Origin of the sequence: Dermacoccus barathri (genome assembly GCF_015070805.1) — a bacterium.
GTDB lineage: Bacteria > Actinomycetota > Actinomycetes > Actinomycetales > Dermatophilaceae > Dermacoccus > Dermacoccus abyssi.
This window is the reverse complement of record NZ_JADCTK010000009.1, coordinates 26,401-44,337: the sequence shown is the minus strand read 5'-3', so window position 1 is coordinate 44,337 and position 17,937 is coordinate 26,401. Positions and strand designations below refer to the sequence as shown.

The 17,937-nt window shown below is 67.5% G+C and carries 16 protein-coding genes; 1 reads left to right on the top strand and 15 read right to left on the bottom strand.

The window, feature by feature from the left end:
• Window positions 1–9 precede the first annotated feature (9 nt).
• Together nusB and efp are read right to left on the bottom strand one after the other, a co-directional pair.
• Window positions 10–426: a transcription antitermination factor NusB gene (nusB, locus tag IM689_RS13985; protein WP_047312691.1), complete on the bottom strand. Its 417-nt coding sequence runs from the start codon at window positions 424–426 to the stop codon at window positions 10–12.
• Window positions 427–429: 3 nt separating this feature from the next.
• A complete protein-coding gene (gene efp / locus IM689_RS13980) occupies window positions 430–990 on the bottom strand; it encodes an elongation factor P (RefSeq protein WP_047312690.1) in 561 nt (186 codons plus the stop codon).
• A 259-nt stretch (window positions 991–1,249) separates the two neighbouring features.
• Here efp and IM689_RS13975 point away from each other — a divergent pair, with 259 nt between their 5' ends.
• Complete coding sequence (locus IM689_RS13975; protein WP_193644473.1) at window positions 1,250–2,845, top strand: FMN-binding glutamate synthase family protein; 1,596 nt, start codon at window positions 1,250–1,252, stop codon at window positions 2,843–2,845.
• A 138-nt stretch (window positions 2,846–2,983) separates the two neighbouring features.
• Here IM689_RS13975 and IM689_RS13970 read toward each other — a convergent pair whose 3' ends face one another.
• From IM689_RS13970 to IM689_RS13910, 13 genes are all read right to left on the bottom strand, one after another.
• Window positions 2,984–3,766, bottom strand: coding sequence for a class I SAM-dependent methyltransferase (locus IM689_RS13970; RefSeq protein WP_193644472.1), 783 nt, complete (start codon window positions 3,764–3,766; stop codon window positions 2,984–2,986).
• Window positions 3,763–4,827, bottom strand: a complete 1,065-nt coding sequence (aroB, locus tag IM689_RS13965; protein ID WP_193644471.1) for a 3-dehydroquinate synthase — start codon at window positions 4,825–4,827, stop codon at window positions 3,763–3,765. Before aroB ends, IM689_RS13970 begins: the two co-directional genes overlap by 4 nt.
• On the bottom strand, window positions 4,824–5,456 hold the full coding sequence (locus tag IM689_RS13960; RefSeq protein ID WP_193644470.1) for a shikimate kinase: 633 nt from the start codon (window positions 5,454–5,456) through the stop codon (window positions 4,824–4,826). The genes aroB and IM689_RS13960 overlap by 4 nt, the downstream gene beginning before the upstream one ends.
• A gap of 5 nt (window positions 5,457–5,461) precedes the next feature.
• On the bottom strand, window positions 5,462–6,685 hold the full coding sequence (aroC, locus tag IM689_RS13955) for a chorismate synthase (RefSeq protein WP_193644469.1): 1,224 nt from the start codon (window positions 6,683–6,685) through the stop codon (window positions 5,462–5,464).
• A gap of 8 nt (window positions 6,686–6,693) precedes the next feature.
• Window positions 6,694–7,533 carry a shikimate dehydrogenase gene (locus IM689_RS13950; protein WP_227484890.1) on the bottom strand — a complete coding sequence of 280 codons (840 nt, stop codon included), beginning with the start codon at window positions 7,531–7,533 and terminating at the stop codon, window positions 6,694–6,696.
• Complete coding sequence (gene mltG, locus IM689_RS13945) at window positions 7,533–8,801, bottom strand: endolytic transglycosylase MltG (protein ID WP_193644467.1); 1,269 nt, start codon at window positions 8,799–8,801, stop codon at window positions 7,533–7,535. The genes IM689_RS13950 and mltG overlap by 1 nt, the downstream gene beginning before the upstream one ends.
• Window positions 8,794–9,306, bottom strand: coding sequence for a Holliday junction resolvase RuvX (ruvX, locus tag IM689_RS13940; protein ID WP_193644466.1), 513 nt, complete (start codon window positions 9,304–9,306; stop codon window positions 8,794–8,796). Before ruvX ends, mltG begins: the two co-directional genes overlap by 8 nt.
• Before the next feature lie 16 nt (window positions 9,307–9,322).
• Window positions 9,323–12,037 carry an alanine--tRNA ligase gene (alaS, locus tag IM689_RS13935; RefSeq protein ID WP_193644465.1) on the bottom strand — a complete coding sequence of 905 codons (2,715 nt, stop codon included), beginning with the start codon at window positions 12,035–12,037 and terminating at the stop codon, window positions 9,323–9,325.
• 106 nt (window positions 12,038–12,143) lie between these two features.
• Complete coding sequence (locus tag IM689_RS13930; RefSeq protein WP_193644464.1) at window positions 12,144–12,521, bottom strand: DUF948 domain-containing protein; 378 nt, start codon at window positions 12,519–12,521, stop codon at window positions 12,144–12,146.
• A 154-nt stretch (window positions 12,522–12,675) separates the two neighbouring features.
• On the bottom strand, window positions 12,676–13,722 hold the full coding sequence (locus IM689_RS13925; RefSeq protein WP_193644463.1) for an ABC transporter ATP-binding protein: 1,047 nt from the start codon (window positions 13,720–13,722) through the stop codon (window positions 12,676–12,678).
• On the bottom strand, window positions 13,719–15,047 hold the full coding sequence (locus IM689_RS13920; protein ID WP_227484883.1) for an ABC transporter ATP-binding protein: 1,329 nt from the start codon (window positions 15,045–15,047) through the stop codon (window positions 13,719–13,721). Before IM689_RS13920 ends, IM689_RS13925 begins: the two co-directional genes overlap by 4 nt.
• A gap of 11 nt (window positions 15,048–15,058) precedes the next feature.
• Window positions 15,059–16,075 carry an ABC transporter permease gene (locus IM689_RS13915; RefSeq protein WP_193644462.1) on the bottom strand — a complete coding sequence of 339 codons (1,017 nt, stop codon included), beginning with the start codon at window positions 16,073–16,075 and terminating at the stop codon, window positions 15,059–15,061.
• Window positions 16,076–16,200: 125 nt separating this feature from the next.
• Complete coding sequence (locus IM689_RS13910; RefSeq protein ID WP_227484882.1) at window positions 16,201–17,916, bottom strand: ABC transporter substrate-binding protein; 1,716 nt, start codon at window positions 17,914–17,916, stop codon at window positions 16,201–16,203.
• Window positions 17,917–17,937 lie beyond the last annotated feature (21 nt).

The following is a 17,937-nucleotide window of genomic DNA, read 5'->3' as shown; positions in this document are numbered from 1 at the left end:
CGGCGAGTTTCAGTCGACGAGCGAGGACTTGACCTCGGAGAGCTTCGTCAACAGGCCGCCGATGAACTGCGGCGAGTTGTCGGTCGACAGCTCGGTGGCGAGGTTCTTCGCCTCGGAGACGGCGACGCCGTCCGGAACGTCCTCGACGTAGAGCACCTCGTACGCCGAGACGCGCAGCAGGGCGCGGTCGACGGCCGGCATGCGCTCGAGCGACCAGCCCTTGGCGTAGGTCTCGAGCGCCTCGTTGATGGATCGCCAGTTGTCGACAACACCACGCACGAGCACGGCGGTGTACTCCGGCAGCGGCGCCGGGGTCACGGGGGCGAGGACGCGCTCGTCGAGCAGGTCACGGGCGTTGACGCCGCGCTGTTCGGCTTCGAAGAGCAGGTCGAGGGCGCGCTTGCGCGCCTTGGTGCGAGCGCCCATGAATCAGTTGACGCGGCCCAGGTAGGAACCGTCACGCGTGTCGACCTTGACCTTGGTGCCCTGCTCGAGGAACAGCGGGACCTGGATCTCGGCGCCGGTCTCCAGCGTTGCAGGCTTCGTGCCACCGGTGGAGCGGTCGCCCTGCAGGCCCGGCTCGGTGTGCGTGATCTCGAGGACGACGGAGGCCGGCAGCTCGACGTAGAGGACGGTGCCCTCGTTCGTCGCGACGATCGCTTCCTGGTTCTCGAGGAGGAAGTTCGCCGCGTCACCGACGGTCTCCGCGGGGATGTTGATCTGGTCGTACGTCTTTGTGTCCATGAAGACGTAGTCGCCGCCGTCCTGGTACAGGTACTGCATGTCGGAGCGGTCGACGTTGGCGGTCTCGACCTTGACGCCTGCGTTGAAGGTCTTGTCGACGATCTTGCCCGAGAGGACGTTCTTGAGCTTCGTGCGGACGAAGGCGGGGCCCTTGCCCGGCTTCACGTGCTGGAACTCGACGACGGACCACAGCCCGTTGTCGATCTTGAGAACCATGCCGTTCTTGAGGTCGTTCGTGCTCGCCACGGATTTCCGCCTTCGTTGCTCGCGCGGCACGGGCCTGGCCCGGTCTGCCACGTCACGTCGTCGCTGTGATGCCACCCAGGAGGCGGCGAACAGCGCTTGTCGTTGCTGAATCTGTCGTTGTCACCCGCACGAGACGCACGGGCATCCCCGTCATTCTAGGGGGCGCGGCGCACCGGCCCGAATCGCGTACGCGCGCAACCCCGGATCAGGCACGGCCGGGGTGATGCGTTTCACGCGTCGGTGTGCTCAGATGGGGGCCATGAAGTGGTCTCGAATCGCCGCCTCCCTGCCTTTCGTCGCAACGGCCGGTGTGGCCGCGCGTGACCTCACGCAGAAGGACCATTCGCTCCTGCGCAACTTCCCCGTCTTGGGTCACGCCCGCTACGGCCTGGAGTTGATCGGCCCGGAGTTGCGCCAGTACATCGTCGCGAGCAACGACGAGGAGCGTCCGTTCAGCCGCGATCAGCGCGCCTGGATCTACCGCTCCGCAAAGGGCGTCAACAACTACGCCGGCTTCGGCACCGACAATGACATGGAGACGCTGCAGGGTTACCCGATCATCAAGCACCGCACCTTCGCGCGGTCGATGGCGGCCGAGACGGAGGATCACGCCATCCCTTGCGCGAAGGTCCTGGGCGGCGCCCGCCGGCGCGCCAAGGCGTTCCGCCCCCGTTCCGTCGTCAACGTCTCGGCGATGAGTTTTGGCTCGCTGTCGGGCAACGCCATCATGGCGATCAACGCCGGCGTGCACCTTGCGGGCGCGATGCACAACACGGGCGAGGGCGGCCTGTCCACCTATCACCGTCAGGGCGGCGAGCTCATTCTCCAAATCGGCACCGGCTACTTCGGGTGCCGTGACGAGAACGGCGAGTTCGACCTCGAGCGTCTCGTGGCCGTCGTCGAGTCGGCGCCGGTCAAGGCGATCGAGATCAAGCTCTCCCAAGGCGCCAAGCCCGGCCTCGGTGGCGTCCTGCCCGGCACGAAGGTGACGAAGGAGATCGCGGAGATCCGAGGTGTCGTCGAGGGCAAGACGGTCGTCTCCCCCAGCCGTCACACCGCGTTCCACGACGAGGACTCGATGCTCGACTTCGTCGAGCGCATCGCGACGAGGACGGGTCTGCCGGTCGGCATCAAGTCCGCTGTCGGCGAGATGGCCTTCTGGCACCGTCTCGCGGACCTCATGTCGAGCACCGACGGTCCCCGCCGGGGAGTCGACTTCATCACGATCGACGGCGGTGAGGGCGGCACGGGTGCCGCGCCCATCGTCTTCTCCGACTCCGTCGCTCTCCCCTGGGCCGTCGGGTTCTCGCGCGTCTACAAGACCTTCTACGAGGCCGGGTTGAGCGACGACGTCGTGTTCATCGCCTCCGGCAAGCTCGGCCTGCCGTTGACGGCGACGCAGGCTTTCGCCATGGGCGCCGACATGATCAACGTGGCGCGTGAGGCGATGCTGGCCATCGGGTGTCTGCAGACGCAGAAGTGCCACGAGGACACCTGCCCCACCGGTGTGGCCACGCAGAACAAGTGGCTCGCTCACGGCCTCGACCCGCACCAGAAGAAGCACCGCATGGCGAACTACGTCCTGGCCCTGCGCAAGGACCTGCTCAAGATCAGCGACGCGATCGGTGTGGCACATCCGGCCCTCATCGGCCCGGAGGACCTCGAACTCATGGACGGTGTGCGCCGCGGCGTAGCGCTCGACGAGGTCTTCGGCTACCCGGAGGGTTACGGACGCCTCGGGCTCGACCTCGCAGCCGAGATCGAGCGCATCATGGTCGAGGGCGACTTCGTGCACCTCGGCGGTGAGAACGAGGACAACCGGGAGACTGCCGCCACCGAGCAGCCCACGCGCTGACGGCTCTCCCACGAACGCCGACAAGGGCCGGGGCCCTCACCGCTCGGTGGGCCTCCGGCCTTCGTCGTCGCGGTCAGGTGCTCGTCAGGGGTGCGGACGGCTTCGTCGCGACGACGAGTGTGGCCTCACTGGCGAAGTTCAGCAGCCCGTCGTGTGCCTCAGCCGCCGCGAGACGGACGAAGTGCTCCTGCACCGCACGTCCGGCGTCTGAGCGAGGTAGCGTGCGCCGGCGGCCGCCACGCCCGACGAGATCCCGGCCCACAGAACGTCGGGGCTCACGCCCCACCGCCACGTCGTCCGGTCCTTCACCACAACGGACAGACCGGCCGCGCGCGTGATGTCCGCCAGACCTTCCGGGCTCCGCTCGAAGTCGAGATGCTCGGGCAGCTGGGCAGACGGCGGCGTTGTCGCGTCGGCGGCCTCGAAGGCAGCGCCCACGAGGTCGGCCCATCCGGCGCTGCCCGGCGTCCAGATCGTCAGGGCCAGCAGCCCACCGGGCCGCACCACCCGGGCCGCCTCGCCCAGCGCAGCACGCGGATCGGCGACATGGTTGACGACGAAGTTCGCCACGACGGCATCGACGCCGGCCGAGGTCACCGGCAGGTTCGGCAACCCCGCGCGCATCACCCGGGCCGCCTCGTCCGAAGCGTTCAGGGCATCGCGTGTCATCGACGCCATGTCGGCTTCGGGATCGAGAGCGAGAACTCGCCAACCGCGCCCAGCGGCGGCTCGAGCCACCGTGCCCGTGCCGGAGCCGACATCGAGCAGAACCGCCGAACGCCGCTCCATGGCCGGAGCGACGTGGTCGAGCAGCGTGGGCACCGGTCCGGCGCAGAGCGTCGCAAAGGATCTGCGGTAGCCCTCACCGACGCTCGACCAGGTGCGAGCGCTCGTCGCAGCGTCGGCTCGCGGCGGGCTCAAGCGGTGACGGCGTCGAAGGCCGCGCGCAGCTCGTCGCGGCTGGGCCCTTCGAGGCGATGCGTGTCGCCGATGGCGTGCAGGACGACGAAACGCAGCAGGTTTCCTCGGGTCTTCTTGTCGCGCCCCATCACGGTGAGCATCTCGTCGAAGTCGCCCCCGGTGTACGTCGTGGGCAGTCCCAGGGCGGTGACGACGGCGCGTTGGCGCGCCACCGAGGCGTCGTCGAGAACGCCTGCAGCGCGAGCGAGTTCGGCCGCGAACAGGCACCCCACCGCGACGGCGTCGCCGTGACGCCAGGTGTAGTTCTCGCGCTGCTCGATGGCGTGGGCGAACGTGTGGCCGTAGTTGAGGATCTCGCGCAGGCTCGACTCCTTGAGGTCGGCTGCGACGACATCGGCCTTGACCTGCACTGCTCGCTCGACGAGCTCGCTCAGCGCCGCGCCACGCACGTCGAGTGCCGCTTCGGGAGACGCCTCGACGATCTCGAGGATGCGCTCGTCGCGGATGAACCCGCACTTGACGACCTCCGCGAGGCCGGCGGCGACGTCGCGCGCCGGCAGTGTCTCGACGGTCTCGAGGTCAGCGACGACGGCGAGCGGCTCGTGGAAGGCGCCCACGAGATTCTTGCCCTCCGCGATGTTGATGCCGGTCTTGCCGCCGACCGCGGCGTCGACCATGGCGAGCACCGTCGTCGGCACCTGAACGACGCCGACACCCCTTAGCCAGGACGCGGCCACCCAGCCCGCGAGGTCGGTCACCGCTCCCCCGCCGACACCGACGACCACGTCGGTCCGCGTGAATCCGGCCCGAGCCATGACGCCCCACAGGTGCGCGCTGACCTCGACGGTCTTCGCGGCCTCGCCGTCGGGCACGGCCTCACGCAGCACCTCGATCCCGCGCGCGGTGAGATCAGCGGCGACGCGCTCGGCCACCGCGGCCACGGCGGCCTGTTCGATGACGAGCACGCGGGCGGCGGGGTCCGGCACCGCAGCCGCGGCGCGCTCGAGGACGCCGCGTCCGATCGTCACGTCGTAACGACCGGCAACGGAGATGACGCTCATGTGGGGCTCCCTGACGTGGTGCGGTCGGAGGCGTCGCTCGGCGCGGCGCGAACGGGCACCGACGACGGCAGCGGCCGCTTTCCGCCCGTCGATGCGGCCCGTTCGTATCCTGCCTCGATGAGGGCTTCGATGATGCGGGTGGCGGACGCGCCGGTCGTGCCACGTGAGGTGTCGACCTCGACGGTTCCGACCTCGGCATACAGGTGGCGACGCTCGGCGTAGATACGGCGCCAGGTCTCCAGACCACCGCCCGCCAACACGGGACGCGACGTGTCCCCGCGGATGCGGAATCCGGCGTTTCGCTCGTCCACCGTGAGGGAGACGACGATGTGATCTGCCAGCGCCTCTCGTGTCAAGGGGTCGAGCACCGCCCCGCCGCCGAGGGCCAGAACTCCGTCGAACGACTCGAGTTCGCCGAGGATCACCTCTCGCTCGAGGTCACGGAAGGCCTGCTCACCGTCGGACGCGAAGATATCCGAGATGGGTCGTCCCGCGCGCTCGACGATGACGTGATCGCTGTCGCGCAGTTCCACGCCCCACCGGGCGGCGAGACTGCGACCGACGGACGTCTTGCCGGACGCCATCGGCCCGACGAGCACAGCCCGCGGTCGACGGCGCGGCGGCGTCACGTCCGTCACTCCCACGTCGTGAGGAGCTCAGGGATGTTCGCCAGGTAGCTCTCGTAGTTACGGCGCGTCTCGGCGACGCTGTCGCCACCGAACTTCTCGACGCAAGCCTCGGCCAGGACGAGGGCGACCATGGCCTCGGCCACGACGCCGGCAGCGGGCACCGCGCACACGTCGGAGCGCTGGTGGATGGCCGTTGCGGCCTCACCGGTGGCGAGATCGACCGTGGCCAGGGCGCGCGGCACCGTCGAGATGGGCTTCATCGCGGCACGAACCCGCAGCACGTCACCGGTGGACATGCCACCCTCGGTGCCACCGGCACGGTTCGTGCGACGGCGGATGACGCCGTCGGTGCGCTCCATCTCGTCGTGGGCCTCGGAACCACGGCGGCGCGCGGTGGTGAAGCCGTCACCGACCTCGACTCCCTTGATGGCCTGGATGCCCATGAGGGCACCCGCGAGACGCGAGTCGAGGCGGCGGTCCCAGTGAACGTGCGAACCGAGGCCGGGCGGGAGGTTGTACGCGCAGACCTCGACGACGCCGCCGAGGGTGTCGCCCGACTTCTTCGCCGAGTCGATCTCCGCGACCATCGCCGCGGAACCGTCCTCGTCGAGGGTGCGCACCGGGTCGGCGTCGAGGCGGGCCACGTCATCGGGGCCGGGCAACGGAGCGTCATCGCTGACGGCCGCCGTGCCGACCGCAACGGTGTGGCTGACGAGGCGAATGCCGTAGGCCTGCTCGAGGAAGCGCGCTGCGATCTCGCCGAGGGCGACGCGGGCCGCCGTCTCACGGGCCGAGGCGCGCTCGAGCACGGGGCGGGCGTCGTCGAAGCCGTACTTCTGCATGCCGACGAGGTCCGCGTGCCCGGGGCGCGGACGCGTGAGCGGCCGGTTGCGGGCGATCTCCTTCTCGGCGTTGACGTCGTTGGACGCCGCGTAGGCCTCGGCCTCGACGGGGTCGGGAGCCATGACGGTCTCCCACTTGGGCCATTCGCTGTTGCCGATCTGCAGGGAGAGCGGAGAACCGAGCGACACCCCGTGGCGCAGGCCGCCGATGAACGTCACGACGTCCTGCTCGAACTGCATGCGCGCGCCGCGCCCGTAGCCGAGGCGGCGGCGGGCAAGGGCGTCGGCGATGTTCTGGCTCGTGACCTCGACACCGGCCGGAAGGCCCTCGATGACGCCCATGAGGGACGGGCCGTGCGACTCACCTGCGGTCAACCAACGAAGCATGCCGGTCATCATTTCACGGCGTCGGAGGCCGCCTGCATCATGTCCGCAATGGGGGCGGGCGTTGCCGTGAAGAGTTCGAACTGCGCGGCGGCCTGATGGACGAGCATGTCGAGGCCGTTGACGACGGTGGCACCGCGCTCCTGCATGACCTGCGCGAGGCGCGTCGGCCAGTCGGCGTACACGACATCGAGCACGTAGGGCCCGGCCGCCGGCCCGATGCGCAGCGAAGGCGCGTCGACGAGGCGGTCGGCGACGACGTCGGCCCCGCCCTGCGGAAGGGTGGAGACGACGAGCAGACAGCGACCGACGAGGGCCGGCATCTCGTCCGCGTCCTGGCGGACGACCTGTGCGTCGATCCCGAGCTTGTCGGCGAGGGCCAGGGTTTCGGGACGTGCCGTGGTCCGCACGACGAACGTCACGTCCGTGACGCCGAGTTCGGCCATAGCTGCGATGACGGCGCGAGCCGTGGCGCCCGAGCCGAGAACGACCGCGTGCTGGGTGCCCTCGCACCCCGCACCGCGCAGGGCACCGACGACTCCGGCGACGTCCGTGTTGTCGGCGTGCCAGCCGTCGTCCGTACGCACGAGCGTGTTGGCCGCGCCGACGCCCGTCGCGAGCGGCGTGGCCGTCGCGGCGGCCGCCAGGGCGGCCTCCTTGCACGGCATCGTCACCGAGAGGCCGCGGACATCGGAGTCGAGTCCGGCGAGGAACTCGGGCACCTCGTCAGCCGTCACCTCGGCGCGGTCGTACGACCAGTCGGTGAGACCGGCCGCCCGGTAGCCCGCCTCGTGGATGACAGGCGAGCGCGAGTGACCGATCGGCGAACCGATGACGAGCGCCCGAGGCATCAGCACTTACCGGGGTTCTTCTGGCACCACTCGCGGAACTTCTTCTCGTTCTCGAGCTGCTGGTCGTAGGTCTCCGAGAAGAGCGTCTCGCCCGTCTCCTGGTTGACCGTGACGAAGTACTTCCACGGGCCGGGCGTCGGGTTGGCTGCCGCCTTGATCGCCGCGGCACCGGGGCTGTTGTACGGCGTCGGCGGCAGACCCTTGTGCTTGTACGTGTTGTACGGGCTGTCGCTCTGGCGGTCTTCGTTACTCGTCGTCACCGTGCCGCGCTTGTGAATGATGTAGTGCACGCTCGAGTCCATCTGCAGGGGCATGTTTTCGTCGAGGCGGTTCTCGATGACGCGGGCGACCTTGCCGTCGTCAGCCCCGGCCGGCGACTCGGCCTGCACGATGCTCGCCTTGGTCAGCACTTCCTGGAGCTGGTCGGCGCGAACGTTGAGCGAGTTGAGCTGGTCCTTGGTGTTCTTCACCATGGCCTGCAGTTGCTCCTTGGCCGTCATCGACTTGTCGAAGTCGTAGGTCGAGGGGAACAGCCAGCCCTCGAGCTTGCCGTTCATCGACTTGGGCAGGCCGAGCTGGTTGGCGGTGACCTTCTCGTACTCACTCACCGGACGACCGCTGCCCTTGGAGAGCTTGGCGAAGATCTCGCTCTGCCACAGACCTTCCTGAATGACGATGCCGCCGCCGACGCGGTTCTTCGGGTCCTGCAGGGCCGTCAAGGCGGACTCGGCGCTCTGCTTCTTGCGCAGCTTGTAGGTACCAGGGGTGAGGTTGACCTTGGGGTTGGCAGCCATGGCCTCGACGAACGCGGACGTCGACTTCGTGACGCCGGCCTCGACCAGGGAGGAACCGATCGTGCTGCCGGCGTCGCCCTTGTTGATCTTCACCTCGACGGTCTCGTCCTCACCGGCGCCGTCGTAGTCGCCACCCTGGCTCTGGAACGAGGGCAGGCCGAGGCCGAGAGTCCGCCAGGCGAACGTTCCACCGACCAGGACGAGGACGAGGGCGAGAACGAGGGGCACCATGCCGCGGCGACGGTTCGGGTTGTAGTCGACCGACGTCTCCCCCGCCTCACGACGACGCTCCGCTTCGCGCAGGGCCTCGTCGCGGTCGCGTCGCTCACGACGCGTCATGGCTGGGTTCTTGCGGGCCTGGGGCAACGCGGCGCGAGTCTGCGCTCCACGCTCTCCCTCACGACGCACGGCCTGGCTCGGGTCGACCTCGTCCTCGGCGCGGCCGAAGAGTCGATCTCGGGGCGAACTACCCATGGTGCGAGCCACCTTCTTTCGTCGTGCGCCGGGCGCGGGGTTTGCGCCCACCGACCTCGGTCCCGGGGGGCCGGCCGGTTCCGCGCTCGGTGTCGAGCGCAGCTTGCAGGATGAGTACCGCCGCCTGTTGGTCGACGTGCGTGCGGTGCTTACGTCCCGCCACCCCGCTGTCGTGCAGGGCACGGTGTGCGGTCACCGATGTTAGACGTTCGTCGACGAGAACCACGCGAAGCTGCGGCCGAAGGCCCTTCAGCGTGTTGGCCCACGCCCGGGCCGCCGCCGTGGACGCAGTGTCCTCGCCCTTCATGTTGAGGGGCAGCCCGACGACGACCTCGAGCGCCTGAGCCTCGTCGGCCGCTTCCGCGACGGCGACGACGTCCTTGTTCGTCGACTCCGCTCGAGCGAGCGTGCGGATCGGGGTGGCCATGATGCCGGAGGGGTCACTGGCTGCCAGGCCGACACGTACCGTGCCGACGTCGACGCCCAGTCGCACTCCGGTTCTCATGGCCACCCCGCCCGTATCAGTTCGTGACCGTGCGGCCGACGGTGTGCTCGACCTCGGCGAGCGCCTCGCCGAGCTTGGAGGCGTCCTGGCCACCGCCCTGGGCGAGATCCGGCTTGCCGCCGCCACCGCCGCCGAGGACACCGGCCGCGACCTTGACGAGGTCACCGGCCTTGACGCGCCACTCGCGTGCAGGGGCGTTCGTCGCCACGACGACGACCGGACGGCCCTTGCTCACACCACCGACGGCGACGACGGCCGGCGACGAGTCACCGAGCTTCGAGCGCAGGTCCATGGCGAGGGTGCGAGCCGAGTCACCGTCGAGCGACTCGTCGTGATGCGAGACGAAACGGACGCCAAAGACGTCCTTCGCGTTCTCGACGAGCGAGCCGGCCGCGGCGGCCATCTGCTGCTGCTTGAGGCGGCTGATCTCGCGCTCGGCGTCCTTGATGCGGGTGAGCATCTCGGAGATCTTCTCCTTGAGCTCACCTGGCTGCGCCTTCGTCATCGACGTGAGGTCGGCGACGAGAGCACGCTCCTTGGCGAGGTAACGCAGGGCGTCGATGCCGACGAAGGCCTCGAGGCGCCGCACTCCGGAACCGACCGACGACTCGCCTGTGAGGGACAGTGCACCCACCTGCGAGCTGTGGGCGACGTGCGTACCACCGCAGAGTTCACGCGACCAGGGGCCGCCGATCTCGACGACGCGCACCTGCTCGTCGTAGGTCTCGCCGAAGAGGGCCAGCGCGCCCCACTTCTTGGCCTCGGGCAGCGTCATGTACTGCGCGGAGACCGGCAGGTCGCGGCGCACCGCGAGGTTCGCCACCTCTTCGATCTCACTGCGGGTCTCGGGCGAGAGCGCCGAGTTCCACGCGAAGTCCAGACGCAGGTAGCCGGGCTTGTTGTACGAGCCGCTCTGGAGCGCGGACGGGCCGAGCACCTCGCGCAGGGCGGCGTGCACGACGTGCGTGCCCGAGTGCGCCTGGCACGCGGAGATTCGCCACTCGGGGTCGACCTTCGTCTGCACACCCTCGCCGACGCGCACCGGACCGTCGAGCACCTCGACGGTGTGCGCGATGAGGCCCTTGACCGGGCGCTGCACGTCGATGACCTTGAGTCGGCCACCGGATGTGACGATGATGCCCTCGTCGGCGATCTGACCACCGGACTCGGCGTAGAACGAGGTGCGGTCGAGCACGATCTGACCGTTCTGGCCCGGCTCGAGCTCCTCGACAGCCGTGCCGCCTGAGACGAGACCGCGCACGGTCGCCTCGGCCTCGAGTCCGTGGTAGGCGAGGAACTCCGTGGCGCCCTGCTCGCGCAGCTGCGTCCACACGGCGACGTCGCCATGACCGGTCTTCTTCGCCTTGGCGTCGGCCTTGGCGCGCTCGCGCTGCTCGGTCATGAGGCGGCGGAAGCCCTGCTCGTCGACGCTGACGCCCTGCTCGGCCGCCATCTCGAGCGTGAGGTCGATCGGGAAGCCGTATGTGTCGTGGAGGCTGAAGGCCTTCTCCCCCGACAGCACCGGCGCAGCACCGGAGCCTTCGCTCGACGTCGCCTGCTTGGCCTTGTTCACCGCGGTGTCGAGGATCGTCGTGCCCTGCACGAGCGTGCGGCGGAACGCCTCTTCCTCGGCGTAGGCGATCTGTGAGATGCGCGCGAAGTCGGTCTTCAGTTCCGGGTACGACTGCGACATGCGCTCCATCGAGATCGGGAACAGGTGCGGCAGGGCCGGGTCGGCGTAGCCGAGCAGGCGCATCGCGCGCACGGCGCGGCGCAGCATGCGGCGCAGCACGTAGCCGCGCCCTTCGTTGCCGGGCGTGACGCCGTCACCGATGAGCATGAGCGAACTGCGCACGTGGTCGGCGACCACCCGCAGGTGCACGTCGTCGGGGTGGCTGCTGGCCGACGACTGGCCCGAGTGCGCGCCGTAGCGCTTGCCGGTCATCTCGGCCGCCATGTCGAGGACGGGGTAGACCTCGTCGATCTCGTAGAGGTTGTCGACGCCCTGCAGCAGCGACGCCATGCGCTCCAGACCCATGCCCGTGTCGATGTTGCGCTTCGGCAGTTCGCCGGCGACGTCGAAGTCGGCCTTGCTGCGCACCTGTGACAGTTCGTACTGCATGAAGACGAGGTTCCAGATCTCCATGTAGCGGTCCTCGTCGACCGCCGGGCCGCCCTCGGTGCCGTACTCGGCGCCGCGGTCGAAGAAGATCTCCGAGCAGGGGCCACCGGGGCCGGGCACGCCCATGCTCCAGTAGTTGTCGTTGGCGTCACGACGCGTGATGCGCTTCTCGTCGACGCCCACGACGTTCTTCCAGATCTCGAAGGCCTCGTCGTCGCTCTCGTACACCGTTGGCCACAGGCGGTCGGCATCGAGTCCGTAGCCGCCGGCGTTCTGGTCGGTCGTCAGCAGTTCCCAGGCGAACTTGACGGCGTCTTCCTTGAAGTAATCGCCGAAGCTGAAGTTGCCGTTCATCTGGAAGAACGTGCCGTGACGGCTCGTCTTGCCGACCTCTTCGATGTCACCGGTGCGAACACACTTCTGGACGCTCGTGGCACGGGTGAACGTGGGCGTCTGCTGGCCGAGGAAGTACGGCTTGAAGGGCACCATGCCCGCGTTGACGAACAACAGGTTCGGATCGTCGTAGATGAGCGGGGCGCTCGGCACGACCGTGTGGCCCTTGCTCTCGAAGAACTGCAGCCAACGGCGCCGGATCTCGGCGGTTTCCATCAATCGCCCTCACTGGTAGGTGTCGTACGGGTGTGCGTCCGCCATCATCCCATGCGCGACGGGAGTTCGAGTGCCCCCACCGGCGCGGGTCGCGATGCGCAGCGGGTCAACGCTGCTTCGTCACGCTCCCTGAGGTCTTCCCGCTCATCGCCTGCTTGATGCCGTAGCCCACCGAAGCGACCTTGAGCATCGGCCGGCCGACGGTTGCCACGGTGAGCGAGGTCAGCGCGTTGAGGTTGTTCGACATGGTCGCAAGGTTGGCGGTGATGGCGTCGAGTCGTTCGATCTGGCCGTTGGTCGCAGAAACGGTGTTCGTCATCTCGGTGATGAGCGGCAGGGTCTCGTCGCTCACCTTCCGCACAGCGGCGCTGGCCTCGTCGAGAACGGCGCCGGCCTTGTTGATGACGCCGCCGAGGCGCCACACGAGTACGGCGAACGCCACCGCCGCAATGAACCCGGCGATCTCACCCACGGAAACGCTCATCTCGTCACACCCCTTCTTACGCGCCCATTGTGACCGCACACGTCACAGCCCTCCCGCGCGGGAGCGGGAGGGCTGTGACGCGCACAGTGCGCAAACCTATTGAGCTGAGTCGGCCACCGATGTGGCCGCGCGGCACTGACCGATCGACCCCACGTCACACGACGTCGGTGCGAACCTCCGGGAAGTGGCAGGCGACGCGGTGGCCCGGCGCCACCTCGGTGGCCTCGGGCACGACCTGGGCGCACAGGTCCTGAGCCTTGGGGCAACGCGTGCGGAACACGCAACCCGACGGCGGGTTCTGCGGGCTGGGCAGGTCGCCCTTGAGCAGGATGCGCTCACGCTTGCCCTTGAGCGTCGGGTCCGGAATCGGCACAGCCGAGAGCAACGCGTGCGTGTACGGATGCTGCGGCCGCTCGTAGAGCGTGTCGCGATTCGCGTCCTCCATCACCTTGCCCAGGTACATGACGATGACGCGGTCGGAGATGTGACGCACGACGGACAGGTCGTGTGCGACGAAGACGTACGCCATCTTGTCGCTCTCCTGGATCTCCTCCAGCAGGTTGACGACCTGAGCCTGGATCGACACGTCGAGCGCCGACACCGGCTCGTCACAGACGATCACCTGGGGCTTGAGCGCGATGGCTCGCGCCACACCGATGCGCTGACGCTGACCACCCGAGAACTCGTGCGGGTAGCGGTTGTAGTGCTCGGGGTTGAGACCGACGCGCTCCATGAGCTCCTGAACCGCGTTCTTCACACCCCCCTCGGGCTTGACGCCCTGGATGTCGAACGGCGCCGCGATGATCTTGCCGACCGTGTGACGCGGGTTGAGCGAGCCGTGCGGGTCCTGGAAGACCATCTGCAACTCACGACGGATGCGACGCAGGTCACCGCCCTTGAAGTTGGTGATGTCCTCACCGGCGAACTCGATGGTGCCGCCCGTGGGTTCGAGGAGCTTGAGCATCGTGCGCCCGGCGGTCGACTTGCCACAACCCGACTCCCCCACCAGCCCGACCGTCTCGCCGCGGTGGACGACGAGGTCGATGCCGTCGACAGCCTTGACGGGGTTGTCGGGGCGACGGATGAGGCCCGCTTTCTTCTGCGGGAAGTGCTTCTGAAGGCCGCGGACACGCAGCACCTCTTCACCGACGGCGACCTGCTTGGCGCCCTCGACGGTGTTCTCCTGTGCGGGGGTGGTCATGCGTCGTCTCCCAGCTTGGTGGAGCCGTGGGCCTCGACGGGTCCAGCGGCGGCGGGGGTGTCCATGGTGCGGGCCTGCGCCGGCTTCATGTGCTCGGCCTTCTGCTCCTCGGTGAGGAAGCAGCGGGCCTGCTGATCACCGAACGTGTAGAGATCCGGCATCTCGGTGTCGCACCGGTTGCCAGGAACGAGATGCCTGAAGGCGCAGCGGGGAGCGAACGAGCAGCCCTTGGGCAGGCTGATGAGCGACGGAGGGTTACCGGGGATCGGGTCGAGCTTCTCGCGGCGTGCCTCGTCGAGGCGCGGCATCGAGTTGAGCAGTCCGACGGTGTACGGGTGCTGCGGCTTCGCGAAGGTGTCGTAGACATCACCGCGCTCGACGGGTCGGCCAGCATACATGACGAGCAGGTCGTCGGCGACATCGGCAACGACGCCGAGGTCGTGCGTGATGATGATGATCGCCGACTTGAACTCCTGCTGGAGGTCCAGCATGAGGTCCAGAATCTGCGCCTGGACCGTCACGTCGAGCGCCGTGGTGGGCTCGTCCGCGATGAGCAGCTTGGGGTCGTTGACGAGCGCCATGGCCGTCATCGCGCGCTGACGCATACCGCCGGAGAACTCGTGCGGGTACTGGTCGACGCGCTTCTGCGGGGACGGGATGCCGACACGGGCGAGCATCTCGATGGTGTGCTCGCGAGCTTCCTTCTTCGAGGCCTTCGGGTGGTGAACCTTGTAGGCCTCGATGATCTGCGCGCCGACCGTGTAGTACGGGTGCAGCGCCGAGAGCGGGTCCTGGAAGATCATCGACATCTTCTGGCCGCGCAGTTCGCGAAGGCGGTCTTCCTTGATGGTGAGCAGGTCGTCACCGTCGAAGTCGATCTGGCCACTGATCTGCGCGTTGGTTCCGCGGTTCAGACCGAGGATTGTCGTACTCGTGACCGACTTGCCCGAACCGGACTCACCGACGATGCCAAGGGTCTGGCCCTCGTAGAGGTCGAAGCTCACACCGTCGACCGACTTGACGACACCGTCGTCGGTCGGCCAGTGGACCTTGAGGTCGCGCACCGACAGCAGCGGACGGCCGGACTTGTCGACGACCTTCTTGCCGGGCTTCTCAGCCGAAGCGGTGAAGCGCTCCTGTGCGTGCTTGGCGTCACCGGCGCCCACCTTGGCAGCGGCGGTGGCGACAGCGTCCCCGGCCTTCGACACTGCGGCCTCGGCCGCGTCCCCGACCTTGTCGGTGACGCTCCGCGAGTCACTGCCGAGGTGACGGGCGTTCGAGTTGGGCGTCGAACCGCCGGAGTTCTTCTTGAGCTTGTCAAACATGCGGTTCTCCCTCATCCCAGCTTCACGCGCGGGTCGACGACCGCGTAGAGCACGTCGACGACGATGTTCATCACGATGACGAGCGCCGACAGGACGACGACAATACCGACGTTCATGGGCAGGTCCGGAACGAGCGTCGAGTTGACGACCAGCTTGCCCAGACCGTCGTAGTTGAAGACCGATTCCGTGATCGGTGCGCCGCCGACCAGGACGGCGAAGTCGATACCGGCCATCGTCATGATCGGGGTGACGGCAGCACGCATCGTGTGCTTCCACAGGATCTTGCCCTTGGCCAGACCCTTGGCCTTGGCCGTACGCAAGTAGTCCTCGCTCATGGTCTCGAGTACATAGGCACGCGTCATACGGACATATCCGGCGGCCGTGAACAGCGCCAGGGTGAGCGCCGGGAGCAGCAAACCCTTGAACCAGCTCAAGAGCCCGCCTTCTTCGATCGTGACGTACTCGGGCACTTCGACCAGGCCCCACTTGAGTGCGACGAACTGGTAGAGCAGAAGCCCCATCGCGAAGGTCGGGAAGGAGTAGAAGAACAGAGCGGTACCGACGACGGATTTGTCGACGAACGTCCCGTTCGTCAAAGCCGCGACGATGCCGAGCCCGACCCCCAGGACTATCACCAACGTGAACGCGACGATGGCGATGGAGAACGAGATGGGGAACGCTTCCTTCACCGCGTCCGTCACGCTCTGACTTGCCAACGGGGAGTACCCGAGGCAAGGAGCCTCGCACTCGGCGATCGTCTCCGGCGCCTTCGCCTTCAGTTCGGGGTCGTCGGGGAACTCGCGCCCGGCGACTGTGCCCTTGACGAAGTCACCCCACTGAACGAGAACCGGCTTGTCGTACCCGAGGGCCTTACGGTTCTGCTCGATTAGCTGCGGCGTGCAGTTCTTGCCGCAGGTCTGACGGGCCGGGTCCTTGCCGGCGGCGAAGAAGAGCACGAACGTCACGAGCGTGACCATGAGGAGCATGATCAGACCCGAGAAGATTCGGCGGATGACGTAGGCAACCATGAGCTTCCGGCCCTCGCGGGCTGTCCTCTCGAACGGGGAACAGGATGAGTTCGAAAGCCGGTCTGCGACCGGCGAACCGGCGGGGCATCGGTGGATGCCCCGCCGGTCAGGTGGTGATCAGGCGATCACTTGGAGACGCCGACGGCACCCAGGTCGGGGTACATCGAGGTCGCCGGGTTGTTGATGTAGTTCGTCACCTTCGAGCCACGCAGGTAGTAGAACTTCTGGATCTCGAGCGGGATGTACGCAACGTCCTCACCGAGCTTCTTGTCGATCTGCTTGTAGACCTCACCGGCCTCGTCGACGGACGTCTTCTTGGCCGCCTCGTCGATCATCTTGTTGACCTCGTCCGACTTGTAGTTGCCGTAGTCCTGGCCGTTCGACTTCTCGGTCAGGTTGAGCCGGCTGTCGAAGAGTGCCGGGATGACGGTGCTGGCCGACGGCCAGTCCGAACCCCAGCCGCCCCAGAACACGTCGCCGTCGGCCTTCGGGTTCTGGATGACGTCGTAGTACGTGTCGGTCAGACCGTTGAGCGTGACCTTGAAGCCGGCCTTCTCCCAGTTGTCCTTCATGGCGCCGGCCTGCTTGTCGGCGGTCGGCGTACCACCGGAGTAGGTGAACTTGATGTTCTTCTCGGACGCCGGAACGCCCTCGAGGAGCTTCTTCGCCTTCTCGATGTTGCCCTTCGGAACGTCCGTGAACGCCGGGTTCTTGGCGTAGGCGGTGGTCAGCGCGGGGTTGATGATCGAGTACGAGGGTGCGTAGGCCTTGTCGCCACCGCCAGCGGTGATCCAGGCGTCCTGGTTCGTCGCCGCGAGGAGGGCCTGACGGACCTTCAGGTTCTTCATCTTGTTGAAGTTCGGGACGAGGTAGTCGACGTACGGCGACTCGACGTTGACCGAGCGCTTCTGCGAGTCACCCTTGATCTGGCCGTACATCGACGGCGGGATCGCGCGGTCCGTGATGGCGGACTTGTCCTTGCCACCGTCGGCGATCAGACGCTGGTTGATGATCTCGTTCGTCAGACCTTCCTTGAACTCGATCTTGTCCGGGAGGGCCTTGCGGACGCCGTCCGTCTTGGCGTCGTAGTGCTCGTTGCGCACGAACGTACCGCCCGTGCCCTTCTTCCAGGTGCCCTGCAACTTGTACGGGCCGTTGGAGAAGATGGCGTAGTTGCTCTTGTCGCCCTTGTCCTTGTCCTTGCGGTACGGGTCGAACGCACGCAGCGACGCGACGGCCAGGTTGAAGTCCGGCCACGCCTTGTTGAACTTGTACGTGATCGTCTTGCCCTCACACGTGACGGCCTTGTCGAACTCCGCCTGGCCTTCCTTCTTGTAGGGGCCGTTGTACGCGGGGGCGTCACCCTTCTTCGGGATGTCGAGGAAGCCGATCGCGTAGTTCGGGCCACCCGTGATGACGTCGGTGGCGAACGTGCGGCTCAGGCCGTACTTGAAGTCGGCGCAGGTGATGTCCTTGCCGTCCTCCCACTTGACGCCGTCCTTGATCGTGAACTTCCACGTCTTGCCGCCGTCCGACATCTTGCCCGTGTCGGTGGCGAGGTCGGCGACGGGCTTGTCGGCCTTGGCCTTGTCCTCCGTGACCGGGAACTGCACGAGCGAGCGGTACGTCAGGCGACCCAGGTTGGACAGGTCACGACCGATGTACATGCGCTGCGGGTCGAGGTGCTCCGCGGGGCGCTTCGTCAGGTAGTAGAGCGTGCCACCCGACCCCTCGGCGCCCGAACCCCCGGACTTGTTGTCACTCGAGCCGCCGCCACATGCAGCGAGGCCCATCGAACCAGCCACCGCCACGGCGAGGATGGAATACGACTTCTTGTTCATCGTCATCTCCTTGATGAAGCA